Annotated in this window: 21 protein-coding genes; 13 read left to right on the top strand and 8 right to left on the bottom strand. The window is 63.7% G+C overall.

Annotation, left to right across the window (positions count from 1 at the left end; all coding sequences use genetic code 11):
* Positions 1-100 precede the first annotated feature (100 nt).
* On the top strand, positions 101-1,087 hold the full coding sequence (locus tag AB6804_RS05230) for a LysR substrate-binding domain-containing protein (protein WP_370885537.1): 987 nt from the start codon (positions 101-103) through the stop codon (positions 1,085-1,087).
* On the opposite strand, the gene AB6804_RS05225 is transcribed toward AB6804_RS05230, so the two are convergent.
* From AB6804_RS05225 to AB6804_RS05205, 5 genes are all read right to left on the bottom strand, one after another.
* Positions 1,024-1,416, bottom strand: coding sequence for a hypothetical protein (locus tag AB6804_RS05225; protein ID WP_370885536.1), 393 nt, complete (start codon positions 1,414-1,416; stop codon positions 1,024-1,026). The genes AB6804_RS05230 and AB6804_RS05225 overlap by 64 nt on opposite strands.
* 63 nt (positions 1,417-1,479) lie before the next feature.
* A complete protein-coding gene (locus AB6804_RS05220) occupies positions 1,480-2,148 on the bottom strand; it encodes an RraA family protein (RefSeq protein WP_370885535.1) in 669 nt (222 codons plus the stop codon).
* Positions 2,145-3,185 carry an amidohydrolase family protein gene (locus AB6804_RS05215; protein WP_370885534.1) on the bottom strand — a complete coding sequence of 347 codons (1,041 nt, stop codon included), beginning with the start codon at positions 3,183-3,185 and terminating at the stop codon, positions 2,145-2,147. Before AB6804_RS05215 ends, AB6804_RS05220 begins: the two co-directional genes overlap by 4 nt.
* 28 nt (positions 3,186-3,213) lie before the next feature.
* Positions 3,214-4,536 (bottom strand): MFS transporter, encoded by a 1,323-nt coding sequence (locus tag AB6804_RS05210; protein ID WP_370885533.1) that lies wholly within the window; start codon positions 4,534-4,536, stop codon positions 3,214-3,216.
* Between the two features lie 188 nt (positions 4,537-4,724).
* Positions 4,725-5,624 carry a LysR family transcriptional regulator gene (locus AB6804_RS05205; protein ID WP_244796974.1) on the bottom strand — a complete coding sequence of 300 codons (900 nt, stop codon included), beginning with the start codon at positions 5,622-5,624 and terminating at the stop codon, positions 4,725-4,727.
* Positions 5,625-5,804: 180 nt separating this feature from the next.
* Between AB6804_RS05205 and AB6804_RS05200 the strand changes: the two genes are divergently transcribed.
* Complete coding sequence (locus AB6804_RS05200) at positions 5,805-6,785, top strand: LysR family transcriptional regulator (protein ID WP_370885532.1); 981 nt, start codon at positions 5,805-5,807, stop codon at positions 6,783-6,785.
* A complete protein-coding gene (gene dctA / locus AB6804_RS05195; protein ID WP_370885531.1) occupies positions 6,782-8,056 on the top strand; it encodes a C4-dicarboxylate transporter DctA in 1,275 nt (424 codons plus the stop codon). The genes AB6804_RS05200 and dctA overlap by 4 nt, the downstream gene beginning before the upstream one ends.
* 40 nt (positions 8,057-8,096) lie before the next feature.
* On the opposite strand, the gene AB6804_RS05190 is transcribed toward dctA, so the two are convergent.
* Positions 8,097-8,879, bottom strand: coding sequence for a substrate-binding domain-containing protein (locus tag AB6804_RS05190; RefSeq protein WP_370885530.1), 783 nt, complete (start codon positions 8,877-8,879; stop codon positions 8,097-8,099).
* Positions 8,880-8,935: 56 nt separating this feature from the next.
* Entirely contained in the window at positions 8,936-10,231 is a 1,296-nt protein-coding gene (locus tag AB6804_RS05185) for an MFS transporter (RefSeq protein ID WP_370885529.1), read from the bottom strand.
* A 354-nt stretch (positions 10,232-10,585) separates the two neighbouring features.
* On the opposite strand from AB6804_RS05185, the gene AB6804_RS05180 reads away from it, so the two are divergent.
* The 7 genes from AB6804_RS05180 (at position 10,586) to AB6804_RS05150 (ending at position 16,252) form a co-directional block, all read left to right on the top strand.
* Positions 10,586-11,515 carry an MBL fold metallo-hydrolase gene (locus tag AB6804_RS05180; protein WP_370885528.1) on the top strand — a complete coding sequence of 310 codons (930 nt, stop codon included), beginning with the start codon at positions 10,586-10,588 and terminating at the stop codon, positions 11,513-11,515.
* Between the two features lie 123 nt (positions 11,516-11,638).
* Positions 11,639-12,559 (top strand): RNA polymerase sigma-70 factor, encoded by a 921-nt coding sequence (locus AB6804_RS05175; RefSeq protein WP_370885527.1) that lies wholly within the window; start codon positions 11,639-11,641, stop codon positions 12,557-12,559.
* A gap of 166 nt (positions 12,560-12,725) precedes the next feature.
* A complete protein-coding gene (locus AB6804_RS05170; RefSeq protein WP_244796981.1) occupies positions 12,726-13,205 on the top strand; it encodes a carboxymuconolactone decarboxylase family protein in 480 nt (159 codons plus the stop codon).
* Between the two features lie 25 nt (positions 13,206-13,230).
* Positions 13,231-13,626 carry a cupin domain-containing protein gene (locus AB6804_RS05165; protein ID WP_370885526.1) on the top strand — a complete coding sequence of 132 codons (396 nt, stop codon included), beginning with the start codon at positions 13,231-13,233 and terminating at the stop codon, positions 13,624-13,626.
* Between the two features lie 120 nt (positions 13,627-13,746).
* Positions 13,747-14,745, top strand: a complete 999-nt coding sequence (locus tag AB6804_RS05160) for a LysR family transcriptional regulator (protein ID WP_370885525.1) — start codon at positions 13,747-13,749, stop codon at positions 14,743-14,745.
* Between the two features lie 173 nt (positions 14,746-14,918).
* Complete coding sequence (locus tag AB6804_RS05155) at positions 14,919-15,680, top strand: SDR family oxidoreductase (RefSeq protein WP_370885524.1); 762 nt, start codon at positions 14,919-14,921, stop codon at positions 15,678-15,680.
* Between the two features lie 20 nt (positions 15,681-15,700).
* Entirely contained in the window at positions 15,701-16,252 is a 552-nt protein-coding gene (locus AB6804_RS05150; RefSeq protein WP_370885523.1) for an Ohr family peroxiredoxin, read from the top strand.
* Positions 16,253-16,271: 19 nt separating this feature from the next.
* Here AB6804_RS05150 and AB6804_RS05145 read toward each other — a convergent pair whose 3' ends face one another.
* Positions 16,272-17,165, bottom strand: a complete 894-nt coding sequence (locus tag AB6804_RS05145) for an NAD-dependent epimerase/dehydratase family protein (protein ID WP_370885522.1) — start codon at positions 17,163-17,165, stop codon at positions 16,272-16,274.
* A gap of 255 nt (positions 17,166-17,420) precedes the next feature.
* Here AB6804_RS05145 and AB6804_RS05140 point away from each other — a divergent pair, with 255 nt between their 5' ends.
* Genes AB6804_RS05140 through AB6804_RS05130 form a run of 3 tightly spaced genes read left to right on the top strand, consistent with a single transcriptional unit; the run spans position 17,421 to position 20,862 of the window.
* Entirely contained in the window at positions 17,421-18,371 is a 951-nt protein-coding gene (locus AB6804_RS05140) for an ABC transporter permease (RefSeq protein WP_370885935.1), read from the top strand.
* A 29-nt stretch (positions 18,372-18,400) separates the two neighbouring features.
* Complete coding sequence (locus tag AB6804_RS05135; RefSeq protein ID WP_370885521.1) at positions 18,401-19,342, top strand: sugar-binding protein; 942 nt, start codon at positions 18,401-18,403, stop codon at positions 19,340-19,342.
* Positions 19,339-20,862, top strand: coding sequence for a sugar ABC transporter ATP-binding protein (locus AB6804_RS05130; protein ID WP_370885520.1), 1,524 nt, complete (start codon positions 19,339-19,341; stop codon positions 20,860-20,862). Before AB6804_RS05135 ends, AB6804_RS05130 begins: the two co-directional genes overlap by 4 nt.
* Positions 20,863-20,885: the final 23 nt, after the last annotated feature.

Here is a 20,885-nt window from a genome sequence, read left to right as displayed (position 1 = left end):
GACTCGCATTGTCGAGCTTTGCAATCGCGGTGATAATCGGGTCACGGCGCATAGCAATTGTGCATGCTACGCATCAATCCCCAGGCGCTTCCCGGACACGATGGACCCCAACGAACTCTTCGCCTTATTGCCCGATATGGCGGTATTTGCGCGCGTCGTCGATGCCGGCAATTTCTCGCTGGCCGCGCGTCAGCTAGCCAGCACGCCATCGACGGTCAGCCGTCAGATCAAGCGTCTCGAAGAGGCGCTGGCTACCCGCCTGCTCGAGCGTTCCACTCGCAAGGTGCGTGTCACGGAATCGGGTGCGCAGGTCGCGCGATACTGCCGCGAGATGCTGAGCGCCGCCTCGGCCGCCGTCGATGCGGCCGGTCAACCCGGCGACCGGCCGCAAGGCAGAGTGAGCATCAGCGCGCCGAGCCAGTTCGCGAGATCGGTGCTTCATCCGCTTGTGCCCGAGTTCTTGCGCGCCTATCCGGAAGTCGATCTCAAGCTGTTGTACTCGGACCGCGACATCGATCCTTTGACCGACGATCTCGATCTCGCAGTCCGCCTGACCGAGCGGCCACCGCCCGGTCTCGCGGGCCGGCAGCTTGGTTCCGTGCGCTGGGTGCTCTGCGCGTCGCAGGCTTATCTGGATGCACGCGGAACACCGCGCGATCCGCGCGATCTCGCGCAGCACGACTGCATCTATCTCGGTGAAACGCCGGGGGACAATCGATGGCGATTTCGGCTAGGCACACACGCCCAAACCGTCGACGTGCATGGGCGCTATATCGCCAATCATGCCGGTGCGCGGCTCGAAGCCGCCCTTCAGGGCTTCGGCATTGCGAACGTGCCGGAGTTCACGGCAGCGGAAGCGTTCGCGCGTGACGAGCTGGTGCAGGTGCTGCCTGACTGGTCGCTCGACGGGCAGCCGTACGCTGGCTCCTTATGGCTGCTGTATCCGCCGAACCGGTTCTTGCCGCTGAAGGTGCGGGTGTTGATCGACTATCTGGTCGCGCGTCTGCACAGCGGCGTCGCCGGTCAAAGCGAGACGTCCTCGATGAGCGCAAGACGCAGTGCGCGGATTCGCCGGTCGACGAAATAGCCGCCGCCTTCGGTGTAGCGCAGATAAAGACGTCCGCACGACGAGCATTCCCACACGCCGCAGCGGTTGTACGGGAAGTAGCGCGGCGTGATGGGCGCGTCGGCGGACCAGTAATCGAGCTTGCCCGGAAGGTACTCGGCAAAGGTCGGCTCGGGGTCTTCTTCGTGCAGCAACGTGCCGATCTCACGGAGCTGCGTTTCGTCGAGCGAAAGCGGCTGCGATTGCCAGCCGTCGAGCGGCGTTTTCGTGCACGCGCATGGCCCGGGCGCGCGGGCTTGGGCGGCGCGCGCAACGTCGATCAGCGTGGCTGTGTCCAGATAGTCGGGCATTATGAATCAGGTCAGGGAAGCGGACCTGCCATTCTGCGCGTGTCCGCCGCGGTTATCGGGCCGTCAGCCGTTCAGCATGCGATCGCGCTGCACGGCGACCCACGAACGGTCGAAGCGTCCTTGCGCGATCGATTGCAGCGCCAGCGCTTCCTTCGCGGCTGTCTTGCGCGCACCTTCGATCACCGCGTCCACGTCCGCCGGCGCGATGGCAAGCACGCCATCCTCGTCGCCGACGATGATATCGCCCGGATGCACCACCATCCCGCTGACGCACACCGGCACGTTGATCTCGCCCGGCCCGTGCTTGTACGGCCCGCGATGCGTGACGCCGCGTGCGTAGACCGGAAAATCGCGCTGGCTGAGCGCGCCGACATCGCGGATCGCGCCATCGATGACCAGCCCCTGAACGCCGATGCTTGCAGCGTAGCTCGCCATGATGTCGCCCATCAGCGCCTGCGTGAGTTCGCCCGCCCCGTCGATGACGAGCACGTCGCCCGGACGGCAGAAGTCGAACGCGCGATGAATCGCGAGATTGTCGCCGCCGCGCGTTCGCACCGTGACGGCGGTGCCGGCCATCGGCCTGGGCCGATGAAACGCGCGCAGCCCGGTCGTGCCGCTCACGCGGGCCATGTTGTCGCTCAGAAGCGATACGGCAAGCTCGCGCAGCGCCGCAAGCGTCGCGGGGCTGGCCTGCGTCGCCGACTCGTATTCGCGCCATCCGGCCGGATTCATGTCGTCGCTCCTTCAGTCGATTGTTGCCGCGCCAGTTGCGCGGACAGACGCCCGTACACCGCGCGCGCGTTGCCTTCGAAAATAAGCTGGCGGTCGGCGTCGCCGAGCCAGTCGATGCCATCGATATAGCGGCGTGTATCGTCGAAATAGTGGCCGGTTTCAGGGTCGATGCCCTGCACCGCGCCGATGGTCTCCGACGCGAACAGAATGTTCTTCGCCGGAATGACCTTCGCCAGCAGTTCCGCGCCGGGCTGGTGATAGACGCAGGTATCGAAGAAGACGTTGTTCAGCAAGTGCTCGGTGAGCAGCGGCCGCTTCATGTCCTGTGCAAGCCCGCGATAACGCCCCCAGTGATACGGGACCGCGCCGCCGCCGTGCGGAATGATGAACCGCAGCGTCGGGAAATCGGCGAACAGGTCGCCCTGCAACAACTGCATGAACGCGGACGTGTCGCCGTTGATGTAATGCGCGCCGGTCGCATGAAAATTTGGATTGCACGATGACGACACGTGAATCATCGCGGGCACGTCCAGCTCGACCATCGCTTCATAGAGCGGATACCACGAGCGGTCGGTGAGCGGCAGCCCGGACCAGTGGCCGCCCGAAGGATCGGGATTCAGATTGCAGCCGACGAAGCCGAGTTCTTCGACACAGCGGCGCAACTCGGCGATGCAGTTTTCCGGCCCGACGCCCGGCGCTTGCGGCAACTGGCAGACGCCGACGAAATTGCGCGGAAAGAGCGCGCACACGCGATGCACGAGGTCGTTGCATGCGACCGACCACACCGCGTTGGCTTCGGCCGTCGCCAGATGATGCCCCGTGCCCGCTGCGCGCGGCGAGAAGATCGTGACGTCGGTGCCGCGCTCGCGCTGGATGCGAAGCTGGCCGCCTTCGATGCTCTCGCGGATCTCATCGTCGGTGATGACGGGACGCGGCGGCGGCGCGACGCCGTCTTTCAGCGCGGCGACCTGCTTCGCGCGCCACGCTTCGTGCTGCGGCGGCGAGGTCGTGTAGTGACCGTGACAATCGATGATCATGCGGATTTCCGTATCGTTGTAGGCGGATTCAGGTGCGCGCGGCCGGATCGGCCGTCGGCAGCGATGCGTCTTCGTCGTCGGCGGGCTTCACGCGCATGACGAGCGCGATCAGCGTCGCAACGACGAGGAACGCGGCAATCGTCAGCAGCGCGAGCTTGAAGCTGCCCGTTGCGTTGCGCACGAGGCCGATGCTCCACGGACCGACCAGGCCGCCGAACTGCGCGATGGTATTGATCAGCGCGATGGTCGCCGCGCCCGCCGCGCCGGTCCTGAACGATGACGCGAGGCTCCAGAACAGCGGATTGCCCGCGTAAATGAAGAGGCCCGTCACGCACAGCAGCGCGTAAGCGATGACGGGACTCGGCGCATAGGCGCTGCCCGCGATCGCGACGGCGCTCATCCCGTACACGAACGCTAGATGCTTCTTGCGGTCGCCGGTGCGGTCCGAACTGCGGCTGATGATGAACGTCCCGAGCACGCCGAGCAGCGGCGGCGCGGCGGAGAGAAAGCCGACCTCGATATTGCTCAGATGCCCCAGACTCTTGACGATCTGCGGAAGCCACAGAAAGAGGCCGTAGATGCCGACGAGCGCGCAGCCGAACAGGCACGCGAGGCTCCACACGCGAAGGTCGCCCGCCACGCGCAGCAGCGGAAAATGCGTGTTGCCGCCGACCGCTTCGCGTTCCGCCGCGAGCGTCGTTTCGAGCCATTGCTTTTCGTCGTCGGCGAGCCAGTCGGCATCGGCGGGGCGCTCGGTCATGATGCGCAGCGTGAGGAGGCCGAGCAGCATCGCCGGAATGCCTTCGAGGATGAACATCCACTGCCATCCCTGCAGGCCGAGCACGCCGTTGGCATAGGTCATCAGCGCGGTCGAGATCGGGCCGCCCAGCACGGCGGAGAAGGATCCCGCGATGATGTAGCCGCCCACCGCGCGAGCGCGATACCGCACCGGAAACCACTTCGTCAGATACACCGCGACGCCCGGCAGGAAACCCGCTTCCATCACGCCGAGCAGAAAGCGCAGCACGTAGAAGCTCTTGTCGTCGAAAACGAATGCGGTGGCGGCGGCAACCGCGCCCCGCGTGAGCAGGATGCGCGCGATCCAGCGGCGTGCGCCCACGCGATGCAGCAAAAGATTGCTCGGCACTTCGAGCACCATGTAGCCGACGAAGAAGATGCTGCCGGCGAAGCCGAACACGGCGGGCGAAAAGCCGAGCGCCTTGTTCATGTCGAGAGCCGCGAAGCCGATGTTGATGCGGTCGAGATAGTTGAAGAACATCATCGCGAAAAGCAGGGGCATGAGCCGCCCGTAAACCTTTCGCATGGTTGCCGCTTCGTTGAATGAGGTCATGCCGTCTCCACGTTCTTTTTCGTCGAATCGCGAGGGCTCTGCGGCCCTGCCTGGCGAACGGCTTTCACCGTGCGCAAGCCCGAAACCGCCGCGCGTCGGGCGAGACGGTTCGGAGCATGGAGACCGATGATAAGAAGCGTGTAGGCGCGCGTCCAAGACGCGATTTTTATGCTTCCATATAAGTTTGCTTATAGTGTCGCGCTTTCGAGCGGCCGGGGAAGGCAGGCAAGAAAGGCGCGCAGATGCGGCGAGTCGTCGTCCGTGCGGAAGGTTGCGGCGAGCGTCGACCATTGAGCGGCGCCCGGACCCGCCAGATGACGGAACGCGACGTCGGTGCGTCCATGACGCGCCACCGATTCGCCGACGAACGTGACGCCGAGTCCTGCCGCGACGAGTGCGATGGCAGTCTGTATCTCGTAGGCCTGATGAGCGACGAAGGGCGTCACGCCCGCATCGCGATACAAGGACTGCACCGTGCGCTTGAACTGCGCGTTGTGATGCTTCGGATACAGGATGAGCGGCGTGTCTTCGAGTTCGGCAATGCGGATTTTCTTCCTGCCCGCCAGCGGATGATCCGGCGCAAGCACCGCGACGATATGTTCGCGCAGCAGCGGATAAGACGTGCAGCCGGGAATGTCGAGCGGCTGCCGTCCGATGCCTACGTGGATGCGCAAGTCGCGCAGCGCGTCGGTCTGTTCCTCGGTGAGCATTTCGAACAGCTTCAGTTCGACTTCCGGGTAAGCGTGATGAAAGCCTTTGAGCGCCGGCGGCAGGATGCTGTACATCGCGGAGCGCGTGAAGCCGATGGATAGCCAGCCGCGTCGTCCGATGCCGATTTCCTGCGCGCCAAGGCTCGCCTGCTCCCACGAGCCGAGAATCTGCCGCGCTTCCGTGCAGAAGTACTGACCGGCTTCGGTGAGCCGCAAAGGCCGCCTCGCGCGATCGACGAGCTGCGTGCCAAGGCGCTCTTCGAGCAGGCGAATCTGCTGGCTGAGCGCGGGTTGCGCGATATGCAGGCGTTCCGCTGCGCGGCTGAAGTTCAGTTCCTCGGCAAGGATGATGAAGCACTGCAAGGACCTGAAATTCATGTCGACGTTCCTCGATTCAGTGGGCCACGCTCGTGGGCGACGCGAACGCGATAAGGCTCGTCCGGCTCGCCTTCGTTGAAGGAATGTACCGGACTGCGGCGGACATCGGCGGTCATCGTATAGAAGGAGAACGGGAAGGATCATGCAAAATACCCGGCATCTGAATGCGGAGACCGGCCCGTGGGCGTCAACTTTGATCTGAACGATTTGCAGGCGTTTCGCGCGGTGGTCGAACTGGGGAGCTTTCGAAAGGCGGCGGAGGCAGTCAACATCTCGCAGCCCGCCTTGAGCCGCCGGATCGAAAAGCTCGAGGAAGCGCTCGGCGTGCGTCTGTTCGAGCGCACGACCCGCAGCGTCACGCTGACCACCGTCGGCCGCGTGTTCGCGCCGAGCGCCGAGCAATTGCTCGACGATCTCGACGTCGCGCTGCTCGGCATCCGCGATGTGTCATCGAGCCGCCTGGGGCATGTGAATATCGCGTGCGTGCCTTCGGTGGCGTACTACTTCTTGCCGAGCGTCATCGCGAGCTATCATCGCCGCTTTCCGCGCATCCGCGTCAAGCTGCTGGATTCGAGCGCGAACGAGGTGCTGGGCGCGGTCATCAGCGGCGAGGCTGATTTTGGCGTTAGCTTCATGGGCAGTCAGGAGCCCGAGGTCGAGTTCAAGCTGCTGCTGCAGGAGCGCTTCGTGGCCGCGTGCCGCCGTGACCATCCCCTCGCGCGCAAAAAGCGCGTGACGTGGAGCGAGCTCTACGAACACGAATACGTATCGGTCGACAAGACTTCCGGCAACCGTCTGTTGCTCGATCAGGCGCTCTCGGGCGTCGCGCCGCCTGCGCCGAGCATCTGTGAAACGCGTCACGTCACGACCATGCTCGGCCTGGTCGAAGCCGGGCTTGGTGTAGCGGCGGTGCCGTCGATGGCCATGCCCGGACGCGATCATCCGATCCTCACCAGCGTGCCGCTGGTCGAACCGGTGGTGAAGCGGCGCGTGGGAATCGTGCGACGGCGCGGGCGGCCGCTGACACCGGCGGCACAGGAGTTTCATCGGGCGATTGTCGAGTCGAAGCGCGATGGATTCGTCAGCAGCGATGGTCCCGGCGACGGTCCCGGCGATGACGCGGCGGCGAGCGAGCGGACCAAAGGGAAGCGCGCATCGTGAGGCTGGCGAGACCGCTTCGCTTGCTCTACGTGCAGGTCCTGCTCGCCATGGTCCTCGGCATGTCCCTCGGCCACTTCTGGCCGTCGGCGGGCGCGCTCCTCAAACCTCTCAGCGATGCGTTCGTCGGTCTCGTGCGAATGATGATCGCCCCGATCGTCTTCTGCACGATCGTCCTCGGCATCACGTCGCTTGCAAGCGGGAAGGCGATCGGGCGCACCATCGTTCAGGCGCTGGCGCTGTTCTATTTCCTGACGGCCGTCGCGCTCGCGTTCGGACTCGTCACCGCGTTCGTGCTGCGGCCCGGCGCCGGCATGCATGTCGACGTGCGCCAACTGGATGTCGGCATCCTCGCGCCGTATACAAAACACGCGCAGACGCGCGGGCTCGTCGAATTCGCGCTGGGTGTCATCCCGGAGACGATGCTCGGCGCTTTCGAAAAGGGCGACGTGCTGCCGGTGCTGCTCCTCTCGCTTGTCTTCGGCTTCGCGCTGAATGGGTGTCCGAAGGCGGCGCGGCCGGTGCTGGCGCTCATCGACGGTGTGGCTCAGGCGCTCTTTCGCGTGCTCGCCGTGATCATGCGGCTGGCCCCGCTCGGCGCATTCGGTGCGATGGCTTTCACGGTGGGCCGCTTCGGCATCCGCTCGGTCGGCTCGCTCGGCATGCTGATGGTGTCGTTCTACGTAGCTTGCGTGTTGTTCGTCGCGCTGGTGCTCGCGCTGCTCGCGCGATTGCACGGTTTCGCGCTCTGGCGGCTTCTGCGTTACATGCGTGAGGAACTGCTCATCGTTCTCGCGACCTCTTCGACTGAACCGGTCCTGCCGCGCCTGATCGGCAAGCTGGAGGCGCTCGGTTGCGACAAGGGCGTCGTGGGGCTCGTGCTGCCAGCGGGCTATTCGTTCAATCTGGACGGCACCGCAATTTATCTGACGCTGGCTTCGCTGTTCATCGCGCAAGCGTGCGATGTTCCGCTTTCCGCGCAGCAGATCGCGACGATGCTTGCCGTCATGCTGCTCACATCGAAGGGCGCGGCGGGCGTGTCGGGCAGCGGACTGGTCGCGCTCGTCGCGACGCTCACGGTGATTCCCGATTTGCCCGTCGCCGGGGTGGCGCTGCTGGTGGGCATCGACCGCTTCATGTCGGAGGCCCGCGCCCTGACGAGCGTAATCAGCAACGCGTGCGCGGTGATCTTCGTCTCGATGTGGGAAGGCGCGTGCGATCGCAGCCGTCTCGCGCGGATGCTCGGAGCAGCCGAGCCAGCCGCCCCGGAATAAGGAGAAGGCTGCCTCAGGCGAGCATGGCCGACAGTCCGCGTCAGTGTGCGGCGACGGAATCCAGTCCGGTCGATCTCACTTCCGCTTGCACATCGGGCGAAGCGAGATAGTCGAGCAGCGCCTTCGCTTCCTTCGGATGCTGCGCGCCGACGGGGATGCCCGCAGCGAAGCGCGTCACGGACTGCAAAGACTCGGGAATCTTTCCGGCAAAGGCCGCGCCCTGCACGGGCAGCAGTTCGCTGACCTGCTGGAAGCCGATCTCGTAGTCGCCGTTCGCCACCACCGACGCCACCGGAATGCGCGGGATCATCTTCGCTTTCGGCTTTACCTGATCCTCGATGCCGAGCTTCTTGAACAGCTCCCGCTCGATATAGACGCCGCTCGCGCTGTCCGAGTAGGCGATCGACTTCGCGCTCAGCAGGGTCTGCCTGAGGGCATCGACCGAGCCGATGTCCGGCTTCGCCGCGCCTTCGCGCACGACCATGCCGATGCGCGAATCGGCCAGCTCGACTCGCGATCCGGGTATCACCTTGCCTTCCTTGATCAACTCGTCGAGTGCGTAGCCGACCATGATGACGGCGTCCGCAGGCTCGCCGCGTCCGAGCCGGTTCGGAATCGCTTCGGGCGATTTGCCCATCGACGGACCGAGCGCGGTCTCGAGCGTGTTGTCCGTCTGCGACGCAAACTTGGGCCCGAGCACCTTGTATGCCGCAGTGAAGCCGCCCGAGCTCATCACGTGCAGGTCGGCAGCCTGCACGTTCGACGCGGCGGCCGATGTTGCGACGAGCGTTGCCGCGCCGAGTTTCAGAAGCAGTTTTCTCATGGTCATGATTCGTGCAGGGTCGTGTGTATCCAGAAGCGTGCGGAAGGGATTGCGCTTCAGTGCGCCGGAGTCAGTGTCGCTGCGCGGCGACGATAGAGCGCGAACGTCGCCAGTAGCGCACAGGCTGCGGCAAACGTCATCCAGTAGCCGGGCGCGGCCTTGTCGCCGGTCATATGAATCAGTCCCGTCGAGATGACCGGCGTGAAACCTCCGAACACCGCCGTGGCGAGGCTGTAGGCGAGCGAGAAGCCAGCAACGCGCACGTGCACCGGCATGACTTCCGTGAGCGCGACGACCATCGCACCGTTATAGATGCCGTACATGAACGAGAGCCAGAGCAGCACGAACAGCATGTTCAGGAAGCTCGGCGCGTGAGCGAGCAGCGACAGCGCCGGATACGCGGTCGCCATCGCGAGCACGGTCATGCCGACGAGAAGCGGACGGCGGCCGATGCGATCGGACAGCGCGCCGCCGATCGGCAGCCACACAAAGTTGGACACGCCGACGCACAACGTCACGAGCAGGCTGTCGGCGGTGCTGAGGTGCAGCACCGTCTTGCCGAAGGTCGGCGCGTAGACCGTGATGAGGTAGAAGCTGGTGGTGGTCATCGCGACCAGCATCATGCCGGCGACGACGACGGTCCAGTTGTGAGCGAGCGTGGCGAACACTTCCTTCGTGCCCGGACGATGCCGGCGCGCCTTGAACTCCTGCGTTTCCTCGAGATTGCGGCGCAGCATGAAGATGAACGGCACGATCATGCAGCCGACGAAGAACGGCACGCGCCAGCCCCACGCGGCGATCGCCGGTGCGCTCAGCCATTGATTGAGCGCGAAGCCGAGGCCCGCCGCGACGACGATCGCCACCTGCTGGCTCGCGGACTGCCAGCTCGTGAAGAAGCCTTTGCGGCCCGGCGTCGCCATTTCGGCCAGATACACCGATACGCCGCCCAGCTCAGCGCCTGCCGAGAAACCTTGCAGCAGCCGCCCGAACAGCACGAGCGCGGGCGCTAACAGGCCGATGGTTGCGTATCCCGGCACGAACGCGATGAGGATGGTCCCGCTCGCCATGATCGAGAGCGTGACGATGAGACCCTTGCGGCGGCCCACTTCGTCGATGTAAGCGCCCAGCACGATGGCGCCCAGCGGCCGCATCAGGAAGCCGGCGCCGAACACGGCGAACGTCATCATCAACGAGGCGAACTCGCTCTGCGCGGGAAAGAACACGTTGGCGATCTGCGTGGCGTAGAAGCCAAACAGAAAGAAGTCGAACTGCTCGAGGAAATTCCCGGCCGTGACGCGGAAAACCGCGGCGGCCTTTGAATGCCCGGGGGGAAGACTGGACGAAGGGTGCATCGAGGTGTCTCCTGAAATGCAGAAAGTACGCGGTGTCTGGTCGACTGTATTTTTCGTCATATTGTCCCGGGACGGCCGAAACGATAAGTGCAATTTTCGGAACGATTGATGTCGCACGGTTATCAATCGGTTTCGTTGCCGCCCCTGGCCACGCGCTGAATGCGTCGGCCATTGTTGTCGCCCGGACAACATCCTGTGCGCGTCGAGGACGCTACTGGCGATCGAGGTCCGTCACTACAATCGGCCACACGATCGCGGCGCGGACAAAACGAAGCGCGCCGCAAGACGTGATCGTGTTCGCCAACACTCGTGACCCGTGCGCTTCGCCGCACTTACCGAAGAGGATTACTGAATATGAAAACGAGCCGAAATGTGCAGCCCGTCACCGTCGATCTCGGCAAGGAAGGATCAGGCGAACTCGTGTCTTCCCGCTATGCCGTGCGCGTGGGCGACGTCGACGTGGTTCTGATCAGCGATGGCGTTCTGCCGCTGCCGACTTCCACCATGTCCACCAACGTGAGCGAAGCGGACCGCAACGAATGGTTCGACGGCCGCTTCCTGCAGCGCGACACGTTCGACTGGGCGCTGAACGTCGCGCTCGTTCGTAGCGGCGAACATCTGATCCTGATCGACTCGGGCGTCGGCGACGGCTTCGAGTACTTCGCGCGCGCAGGTCAGTCGGTGCGACGCCTCGAATCGGCCGGCATCGACCTGGCGGCGCTCACCGACATCGTGATCACGCATATGCACATGGATCACGTGGGCGGCCTCAATGTCGACGGCGTCAGGGCCAAACTGCGTCCCGATGTGCGTATTCACGTCGCGGCGGCGGAAGTCGCGTTCTGGAAGAATCCGGACTTCAGCAAGACGGTGATGCCGGAAGCGGTCCCGCCCGCGCTGCGCAAGGCCGCTGCAAAGTTCATGCAGCTCTATGGCGAAAACGTCGTGCCCTTCGACCGGACGGTGAACGTTGCGCCGGGCGTGTCGGCTCGCGTGACCGGCGGGCATACGCCGGGGCACTGCGTCGTGGACGTCGCATCGAAGGGCGAAAAGCTGACGTTCGTCGGCGACGCGGTCTTCGAAGTGAATTTCGATCATCCCGATTGGCAGAACGGCTTCGAGCACGATCCCGAAAAGGCGAAAGACGTCCGTATTGCACTGCTCGACGAAGCGGCCGAGACCGGTGCGCTGCTGGCCGCGGCCCATGTCGGGTTCCCGTCCGTCTGCCACATTGCGAAGGACGGCGATCGCTTTCGTTCCGTGCCCGTGGTGTGGGATTACTGAGTCGGCAATGAACGCGCGCTCGGCGTCTCGTCTGCGCATGAGCGGCTCCGGTTCGCTGCTATTCTTCCGGGGCGAGCGTCGGCGTTCGCGCAATGCCGTTGTCGAACCATAGGGCCATGAGCGATGAAGAAAGCCGTCTCACCGACTTCCTCCCCCGAAAACGTGGACGATGCGACGCGCACATTCGACCGGTTGCGCTCACGTCTTCAGGGCATCGCGTATCGGATGCTGTCGTCGGTCGCGGAAGCGGAAGACGTGGTGCAGGACGCCTGGCTGCGTTGGTACGGCGCGGATCGCGCGCAAATCGACAACGGCGAGGCGTGGCTCGTCGCTGTCACTACTCGCCTGTCCATCGACCGCTTGCGCGCGGTCAAGGTACAGCGCGAACACTATGCGGGCATCTGGTTGCCCGAGCCGCAAGCGACCGACGCCCCGCATACCCCCGAACAGATACGCGAACGCGCGGACGACATTTCCGTGGCGTTCCTGATGCTTCTCGAACGTTTGACGCCCGAGGCCCGCGCCGCGTTTCTGCTGCGCGAAGTGTTCGACGTCGACTACGGCGAAGTGGCCGCCACGTTGGGAAAGACCGAGGCGGCCTGCCGCCAGCTGGTGAGCCGCGCCAAGAACCAGCTACGCGAAAGCCGTCCGCGACTGTCCGTTCCGCGAGAGATACATCTGCGCTTGCTGACGCAGTTCGCCGAGGCGCTTCAGAAAGGAGACTTCGCCGGAATCCACAGCATGCTCGCCGACGATGCGACGCTAATCGGCGACGGCGGCGGGCGCGTGCCGAGCTTCCCGAAGCCGATGGAAGGCGGGCGGCGCATTGCGCAGTTGTTCTATGCGGCGCAGCTTCGGTTCAAGGACCAGCTGCGCATCGAACTGGCCGTGCTCAACGGCCAGTGGGCGCTTCTGCGCTTCATCGATGGTCAGCTCGAATCCGCGCAATCGTACGAGACGGACGGCGAACGCATCGTCCGCATTCAGGTGCAGCGCAACCCGGAGAAGCTCGTGCGGCTCGCTGCGACCTTCGGCGGTTGCTAGACGCTGCACGTCGTGACGTCACGTTTGTTGCGGCCTGATCAACAGCGTGAGTCCGCGCCCGTGGCTTTCGAAGCCGGTCGCCGTTCTCTACGATGGTCTCCGTGCGATATCGACGCGCCGGTGCCTTGAAACAAGGCATCGAACGATACTTTCGACTGGAGCAACCATGAGCCAACGCATCAACTACGTGCAACAATCGCCGGAACTCTTCAAGCGGTTCATCGCCTTCAGCATGGCAACGCATGAAGGCAGCATCGAGAAATCCGTCTCCGAACTGATCGCGCTGCGGGCGTCACAGATGAACGGCTGCGGCTTCTGCGTGGACATGCACGTCAAGCAAGCGACGATTCACGGCGAGCGCGCATTGCGTCTCCACCATGTGGCGATCTGGCGCGAATCGACCTTGTTCTCCGCACGCGAGCGTGCCGCGCTTGCGTGGACCGAAGTGCTGACGAAACTCCCCGAGCACGGCGTTCCCGACGAAGTCTATGAACGCGTTCGCACGCAGTTCACCGAACAGGAGCTGTCGGAGCTGACGTTCAAGGTGGTGGAGATCAACGGCTGGAACCGCATGAACGTGGCGTTCAGAACCGAACCGGGCTCGTCCGACAAGGCTTTCGGACTCGAGAAAGCCAACCTGACCTGAGCGTGCGCTGCGAACGGAGGACCCCATGTCCATACTGAAGAAAGCCGCTTGCCTTGCGCTGCTGGCTTGCGCGCCGCTCGTGCAGGCTGCGCCCGAAGCGGTCGTCACGCCGGTGATGGAGCAGCCGTTGCCTGACTATCCCGGCAAGGAAGCATTGATGATCAAGGTCGATTATCCGCCGGGCGCCGTCGATCCCGTTCACGTTCATCGCGCGCACGGGTTCATTTACGTGCTGGAGGGTTCCATCGTAATGGGTGTCAAGGGAGGCAAGGAAGTGACTCTCACGCCCGGACAAACGTTCTATGAAGGCCCGAACGATGTTCATACGGTTGGCCGCAACGCCAGCGACACGAAGCCGGCGAGGTTTCTTGTTCTGTTGCTGAAGGACGAGAAAGCGCCGGTGCTGATACCGGTGAAATGAAGCCCGCAGTCACGCAGTGATTCACCGGCACGCCCGTCAGAGAAAAAATTGGCGGCCGGTGTCACAACTTACTCGTATCGGACGTCTTGTGGATGTGCTTTCTTCGATACGGGCAAACTCATGTCAATCACTCAACTTCCGTCTCCGCCGGCCAGCGATGATTCGCTCGCCAGCAGTTTCGCGACGAGCTACGCGGGCGTGGTCGCCTTCCTTGCCGTGGCGAGCGAAGGCAGCTTCGCGAAGGCGGGCGACCGCCTCGGCATCGGCCGATCCGCCGTCAGCCGTAACGTTCAAAAGCTCGAAGCACAACTCGACGCGCGGCTTTTCCTGAGGACGACGCGCAGCACATCGCTCACGCGCGAAGGCGAACTCTTCTACGAGCATTGCCATCCGGGCGTCGAGCGAATCGTTCAGGCACTGGAAGAGATGCGCGAGTTGCGAAACGGCCCGCCCCGTGGCCGCCTGCGCATCTGTTCGACGACGTGCTTCGGGCGCGCCATCGTCGCGCCGCTTCTGCGCGGATTCCACGAAGCGTACCCCGACATATCGCTGGAACTCGTGCTGGACGATCATCCCGTGAACTTCACGGCGGATCGGATCGACGTCGCCTTCCGCGATGGCCGCCTCGAAGACAGTCAGATCGTTGCACGGCAGCTTATCCCGATGCAGCTGCTGGTCTGTGCATCGCCTGACTATGCCCGCGAACACGGCTTGCCGCGCAATGTCGCCGAACTGGGCGCGCATCGTTGCATCAACTTGCGGACCGCGTCCGGGCGAATCGCCGAGTGGCAGTTCAAGGTGGACGGCCGCCCTTGCAAGGTGATGCCGGGCGCGTACCACACGTTCAACTGCCCGGAGCTAGTCCTGCAAGCGGTGCGGGCCGGACAGGGTCTTGCGCAGCTTGCGGCGTTTCAGGTCTGCGATGCGTTGCGCGACGGACGCCTCGTGACGTGCCTGGCGCAAGATGCGCCCGATGACAGCGGTCACTACCTGTGCTATCTCAGCCGGAAGCACTTGCCGGCGCGCATTCGCGTGTTCGTCGATTACATGACGGAGCAGATACGCGCGCTCAATCTCGATTGCCTCGATGCCGTGCCACTTGGCCAGCCAGCCGATTGATGCCGCATCGGCAACAGTGCGAGTCCTCGAACGGCTCTTCTGAACCGCACGTTCGACGCCTACCATCCGTCTTGTACGTTGGCCGCTCGCAAGACGGTCCGCAAGAAGGGCAGCGCGAATCACGCGGCGCTGGCGCGGCTCCATGCCGCTTCGAAGTCATCGAGGAAAACATCATGAAAATCGTCGTCATTGGCGGTAGCGGGCTGATCGGCGCGAAGGTCGTCGGTCGTCTGCGCGCGCGTGGTCACGAAACCATCGCGGCATCGCCATCTTCGGGTGTCGATACCCTCACGGGCGAAGGTCTTGCCGAAGTACTGACAGGCGCGCAAGTCGTCGTCGATGTCGCCAACTCGCCGTCGTTCGAAGACGAAGCGGTGCTGGCGTTCTTCGAGACCTCGGGCCGCAACCTCTCTGCGGCCGAAAGGGCGGCGGGCGTCGGTCATCACGTTGCGCTGTCCGTGGTCGGCACCGACCGGCTGGCCGAAAGCGGCTACTTTCGCGCAAAGATCGCGCAAGAGAAGCTCATCCGCGAATCGGGCGTGCCGTACACGATCGTGCGTTCGACGCAGTTCTTCGAGTTCATCGGCGGCATCGTGCAAGCGGGTTCCGACGGCGATACGGTGCGGCTCTCGCCCGCCGACATTCAACCCATCGCATCCGACGATATCGCGCCGGCCGTGGCGGATCACGCGCTCGCGGCGCCGCTCAATGGCATGGTCGAAGTGGCGGGCCCCGAGCGGATGCGGCTCACCGAACTGGTTCGACGCTACCTCGTTGCAACCGGTGATCCGCGCAAGGCTATCGAGGACGCTCAGGCCCGCTACTTCGGAGCGAAACTGGACGACGACACGCTCGTACCGGGCGCTGATCCACGGCTTGGGAGCATCGGGTTCGACGCGTGGTTCGCCCGCTCCCGTGCCGAAGCAGCGCACTGATCGGAGCGCCAGCCCAACTCATGGCCTCCTTGCGCCCGCCGCCGACATCATTGCTCGACAAGTTCCACGGGCAGGACCCGCGCGAGCTGTATTCGACGTCCGTCACCGTCTCGGGCGGCGACGCCGGGCACGGCCGCGCTTCAGGCATCGCACGTTCGGATGACGGCAACCTGAACGTGCATCTGCGCCTGCCTGCCGAACTCGGCGGCTCCGGCGGCGGCACCAATCCGGAACAGCTTTTCGCCGCCGGCTACGCAGCGTGCTTTCACGGCGCGTTGATTCTTCTGGCGGCGAGAGAAGGCGTGACGACGAACGGTGCTGCAGTCGTAGCGACGATCAGCTTTTCACGCGATCCAATGGACGGCCTCTTCATGCTGGCCGCCGATATCTGCGTGCATCTGCCGGGCGTCGAGCGTGAACTCGCTCGTGCGCTGGTTCGCAACACCGAGCGATTCTGCCCGTACGCGAAGATGGCGCGGCAGGGCATCGTGAATGTCGTCAGGCTGGCATCGCCCGACGAAGAACTGCCCGACGCCGCGCGCATCGCAACACCCGGCCGGCGTGCGGACTGAACGCGGCTTACTTCGTGGCTTACTTCGCGACTTGCTCGCGCCACTTGTACGCCTGCTGCCAGCCGAGTGAACGTTTGAGCTTTTCGTTACTGAGCAGCGTTTCGAATTCGCCCAACTCCTTTTTGACCGGCACGTTCGGATAAAACCGCTTGAGCAACTCGGCAGTGGGCAGATCGGAAGACACGTCGTCGGCGGCGACGTTCATCACCTGAAAGCCCAGCCCGTCCTTCTCGATGGCGAGACGCGCCGCCGTCGCGAGATCGCGCCCGTCGATATAGCTCCACGCGATGCGCTTGCGCAACGCGGGGTCAGCGAGCCACGTCGGGAATTTCTGGTAGTCGGCGGGATCGAGCACGTTGCCGATGCGGAAGCAATAGATGTCCGCGCCGGTGCGCGCATGGAACGCCTTCGCCGTCACTTCGTTGATGACCTTGGACGTGGCATAGCTGTCCATCGGATCGACGGGATACTCTTCGTCGAGCGGAAAGTACACGGGATCGCGATGCCGGTGCGCGAACACCACGCCATACGTCGTCTCGCTCGACGCGACGATCACCTTCTTGATGCCGAGCTTCGACGCCGCATCGAGAATGTTGTAGGTGCCCATCACGTTGATGCGGAACACCTCGTTGTCCGTCGTGACGAGAATGCGCGGAATGGCCGCGAAATGCACGATGGCGTCGATCGGCTTCGGCTCGATGTCGTCATCGAATTCCTTGGGCGTCGTGGTCGAGGCGAGCGCGTTGAAGACCTGTCCCGCATCGGTGATGTCGGTGATGAGCGTTCTCGCGGTGCCCTTCGCCATCGGCACGCGGTCCACGTTCAGCACTTCATAGCCGTGCGCAACCAGATCTTCCACTACCCACTTGCCGGCCAGCCCGCTGCCGCCCGTCACAATCACTCGCTTCGTCATGCTGTGGCTCCTTTTAAGTTCGACACTGTGTGAACTCATCGTAGCCTTGCTTCGCGTTCGATTTCTGTGACGCGCGTCATAGCGGCGTGCGTGTTCGTCTACGGGTCGACCCCGATATCCGACTATGACGCGCGTCACAGATTTCGCGCTTGCCGCGCGCCTATCATCGGCCTCAGTAAAAACGGAGGTGGACCGGTGAGCGACTTATCGTCGAACAAAGCGTCAGACAAGCCGCGGGCGCAATCGCCGCGCGGCATTGAATTCCTGCGCGCCTGTCTGCGCATCCGCGAGTTGAACGTGCTGTCGGTGCTGTTGCTGGTGGGCCTGCTGATCAGCTTCTTCTCGCCGTATTTCCTCACCACCAACAACCTGATGGGCGTGTTCCGCTCGTTCTCGCTGGTCGCGCTCATGTCGATCGGCATGATGCTCGTCATCATCACGGGCGGCATCGATCTGTCGGTCGGCTCCGTGATGGGCCTGTCGTCGCTCGTAACCGCGCTCGCGTTTCAGCACGGCCTGTCCGCATTCGTCGCGGTGCTGTCGGGGCTTGCCGTGGGCGTGATCGTCGGCAGCTTCAACGGCATCATGATCACGTGGATTCAGTTGCCGCCCTTCATCGCGACGCTGGGCACGTTGTCCATCGGGCGCGGGTTGATGTACATCATCACCAAAGGCGTGCCGGTCACGCCGGACGTTCCCGATCCGTTCACCTTCATCGGCCAGGGCTATATCGGCTTCGTGCCGTTCCCCGTCGTCATTCTGCTCGCGATGACCGTGGTGTTCTCCGTCGTCATGCGTCAGACGCGCTTCGGCCGTCATGTCTACGCGACAGGCGGCAACGAAGTGGCCGCGCGGCTGTCGGGCGTGCGAACCGCTCGCGTCAAGTTTGCAGCGTATGTGCTGTCCGGATTGATTGCGTCGATGGCGGGCGTCATCGCGTTCTCGCGCTTCGTATCGGCAGAGCCGGCCTCGGGCTTCGGCGCGGAACTCGACGTGATCGCGGCGGCGGCTATCGGCGGCGCGAGCCTGTCGGGCGGCGCGGGCAGCGTCGAAGGCGCGATCATCGGCGCCGCGCTCGCCGGCATCATCACCAACGGTGTGGTGCTTCTCAACATCGATACCTATGCGCAGCAGGCCATTACCGGCTGCGTGATTCTGATCGCAGTCAGCATCGACATCTGGCGCGTGCGCCGCAAGGGACGTTGATTCCTGTTCATTCCAATAAGGAGACAAGCATGAAAACCACGCCAAGGATTATCGCGAGCATGATGTTTGCACTGTGCGCCGCGTTCGGTAGCACAGCAAATGCGAAGGAAGCGAAGGACATTTCGGTGGCGGTCATTCCGAAGGTGGCCGTGCCGTTCTTCGACGACTGCAACAAGGGCGCGCAGTCCGCCGCGGACAAGGCCGGCGTCAAGTATCAATGGGTCGTGCCGCAGAACACGCAGGGTTCCACGCAGGTGCAGATCATCGAGGACCTGATATCGCGTCATGTGGACGGCATCGCCATTTCGGTGAACGAGCCGAAGTCAGTCGAGAGCGTGATGAAGCGCGCGGCCCAAAGCGGCGTGAAAGTGCTGACGTACGATTCCGATTCGCCCAAGAGCGGCCGCTCGATGTACATCGGCACGAACAACGTGCAGGCCGGGGAGACGATGGCCGACACGATGGGACGCGCATTGAACGGCAAAGGGGAAGTCGCGATCATCACCGGGCAGCTCGGCGCGGTGAACCTCAACGAGCGCATCACGGGCATCAAGAAGGGCTTGGCGAAGTATCCGGGCATCAAGATCGTCGAGACGCAAGGCACGGATGACGACCTGGCGCGTGGCGTATCGGTCGTGGAGACGACGCTGCGCGCGCATCCGAACCTCAACGGCATCTTCGGCGTGAGTCAGGTCGGCGGACCGGCGGTAGCGAAGGTGCTCAACACGAAGGAATTCGGCGCGATGAAGGGCAAGCTCCAGGTGCTCGCCTTCGACGATCTGCCGGATACGCTCAAGGGCCTGAAAGAAGGCTATATCCAGGGGATCATGGTGCAGCGTCCGGTGACGATGGGCTCGCTCGCGGTTCAGCATCTCGTCGCGCAGATCCAGGGCAAGGAGACGCAGGAGAATGACATCGATACCGGCGTCACGGTGGTGACGAAGGACAACATCGGCAGCTACACGAAATGACGTCCGCCGGCGATCGCCCGCAGCCCTTCCTGACGATGCGCGGCATCTCAAGGACGTTTCCCGGCGTGAAGGCGCTAGACCGCGTCGATCTCGAGATTTGCCGTGGCGAAGTGCTCGCGCTGGCGGGCGAAAACGGCGCGGGCAAGAGCACGCTCATGAAGGTGCTGACGGGCGTGTATGCGCCGGACCCGGGCGGCGTCATCGTCGTGGAAGGCCGCGAAGTGACGATCGCCGACAACAACCATGCGCGTGCGCTCGGCATCAACATCATCTATCAGGAACTGGCGGTCGTCGAAAATCTGACGATCGGCGAGAACATCTTCCTCGCGACGGAGCCGCGTACACGCTTCGGCCTGATCGATCGGGCGCGCATGTATCGCGAGGCGCGCGATGTTCTCGAGATGATCGACATGGACGTCGATCCGGCCACGCGCGTCAGCGAACTGAGCGTCGGCCAGCGGCAGATGATCGAGATTGCGAAAGCGCTGTCCGCGCAATCGAAAGTCATCGTGATGGACGAGCCGACCGCATCGCTCAGTCATCACGAGACGAGCGTGCTGCTCGGACTCGTGAAGCGCCTGCGGGAGCGAGGCATTGCGGTCGTGTACATCTCGCACCGGCTCGAAGAGATTTTCGAGCTTGCGGATCGCGTGACGGTGCTGCGCGATGGCCGTACCGTCAGCACGATGCCGATCGCGCAGGTCACGCGCGAAACGCTCGTGCGCCAGATGGTGGACCGCGAACTGAGCGAGTTATACGGCGAGCCGCAATCGCACGCGAGCGAGGAGCGGGTGCTCGAAGTGCGCAACCTTACGCTCAGGCAGAAGAAGGCCGCCGACGCGCGCATCCGCGACATCAGCTTCACGCTGCATCGAGGAGAAGTGCTGGGCATTGCGGGGCTGGTCGGCTCGGGGCGCACCGAGATCATGGAGATGATCTTCGGCATGCGTCCATCGACCGGTTCGATTTTGATGGAAGGCGTTCCGGTCGCGATACGCAATCCGCATGACGCGATTCGCGCGGGCATCGGCTTCGTCACAGAGGATCGCAAGGCGCAGGGCCTCGTGCTCGGCATGAGCGTGCGCGAGAACTTCAGTCTCACGCATCTCTCGCGCTATTCGCCGTTTCAGTTCGTGCAGCATGCGCGCGAGCGTTCGAGCTGCATGGAATACGTGCGGATGCTCGGCATCAAGACGCCCGGCGTCGAGCAGAAAGTCGTAAATCTTAGCGGCGGCAATCAGCAGAAGGTCGTCATCGCCAAATGGGTGGCGCGCAATCCGAAGGTGCTGATCGTCGATGAACCGACGCGCGGCATCGACGTGGGCGCCAAGGCCGAAGTGCATGCGCTCATTGCGCGGCTTGCGGCGCAAGGCATCGGCGTGATCGTGATCTCGTCGGATCTGCTGGAAGTGCTGGCCGTGAGCGACCGCATTCTGACCGTGCGCGAAGGGCGCATCAGCGGTGAGCTGCACCGCGCTGAAGCATCGCAAGAGAAAGTAATGGCGCTTGCCACGGCCTGATTTTCAACCGAACAACGTTTGAG

This window comes from Caballeronia sp. RCC_10 (assembly GCF_041360715.1).
Lineage (GTDB): Bacteria > Pseudomonadota > Gammaproteobacteria > Burkholderiales > Burkholderiaceae > Caballeronia > Caballeronia grimmiae.
The sequence above is the reverse complement of the archived record's forward strand: the minus strand, read 5'-3'. Positions and strand labels throughout refer to the sequence as shown.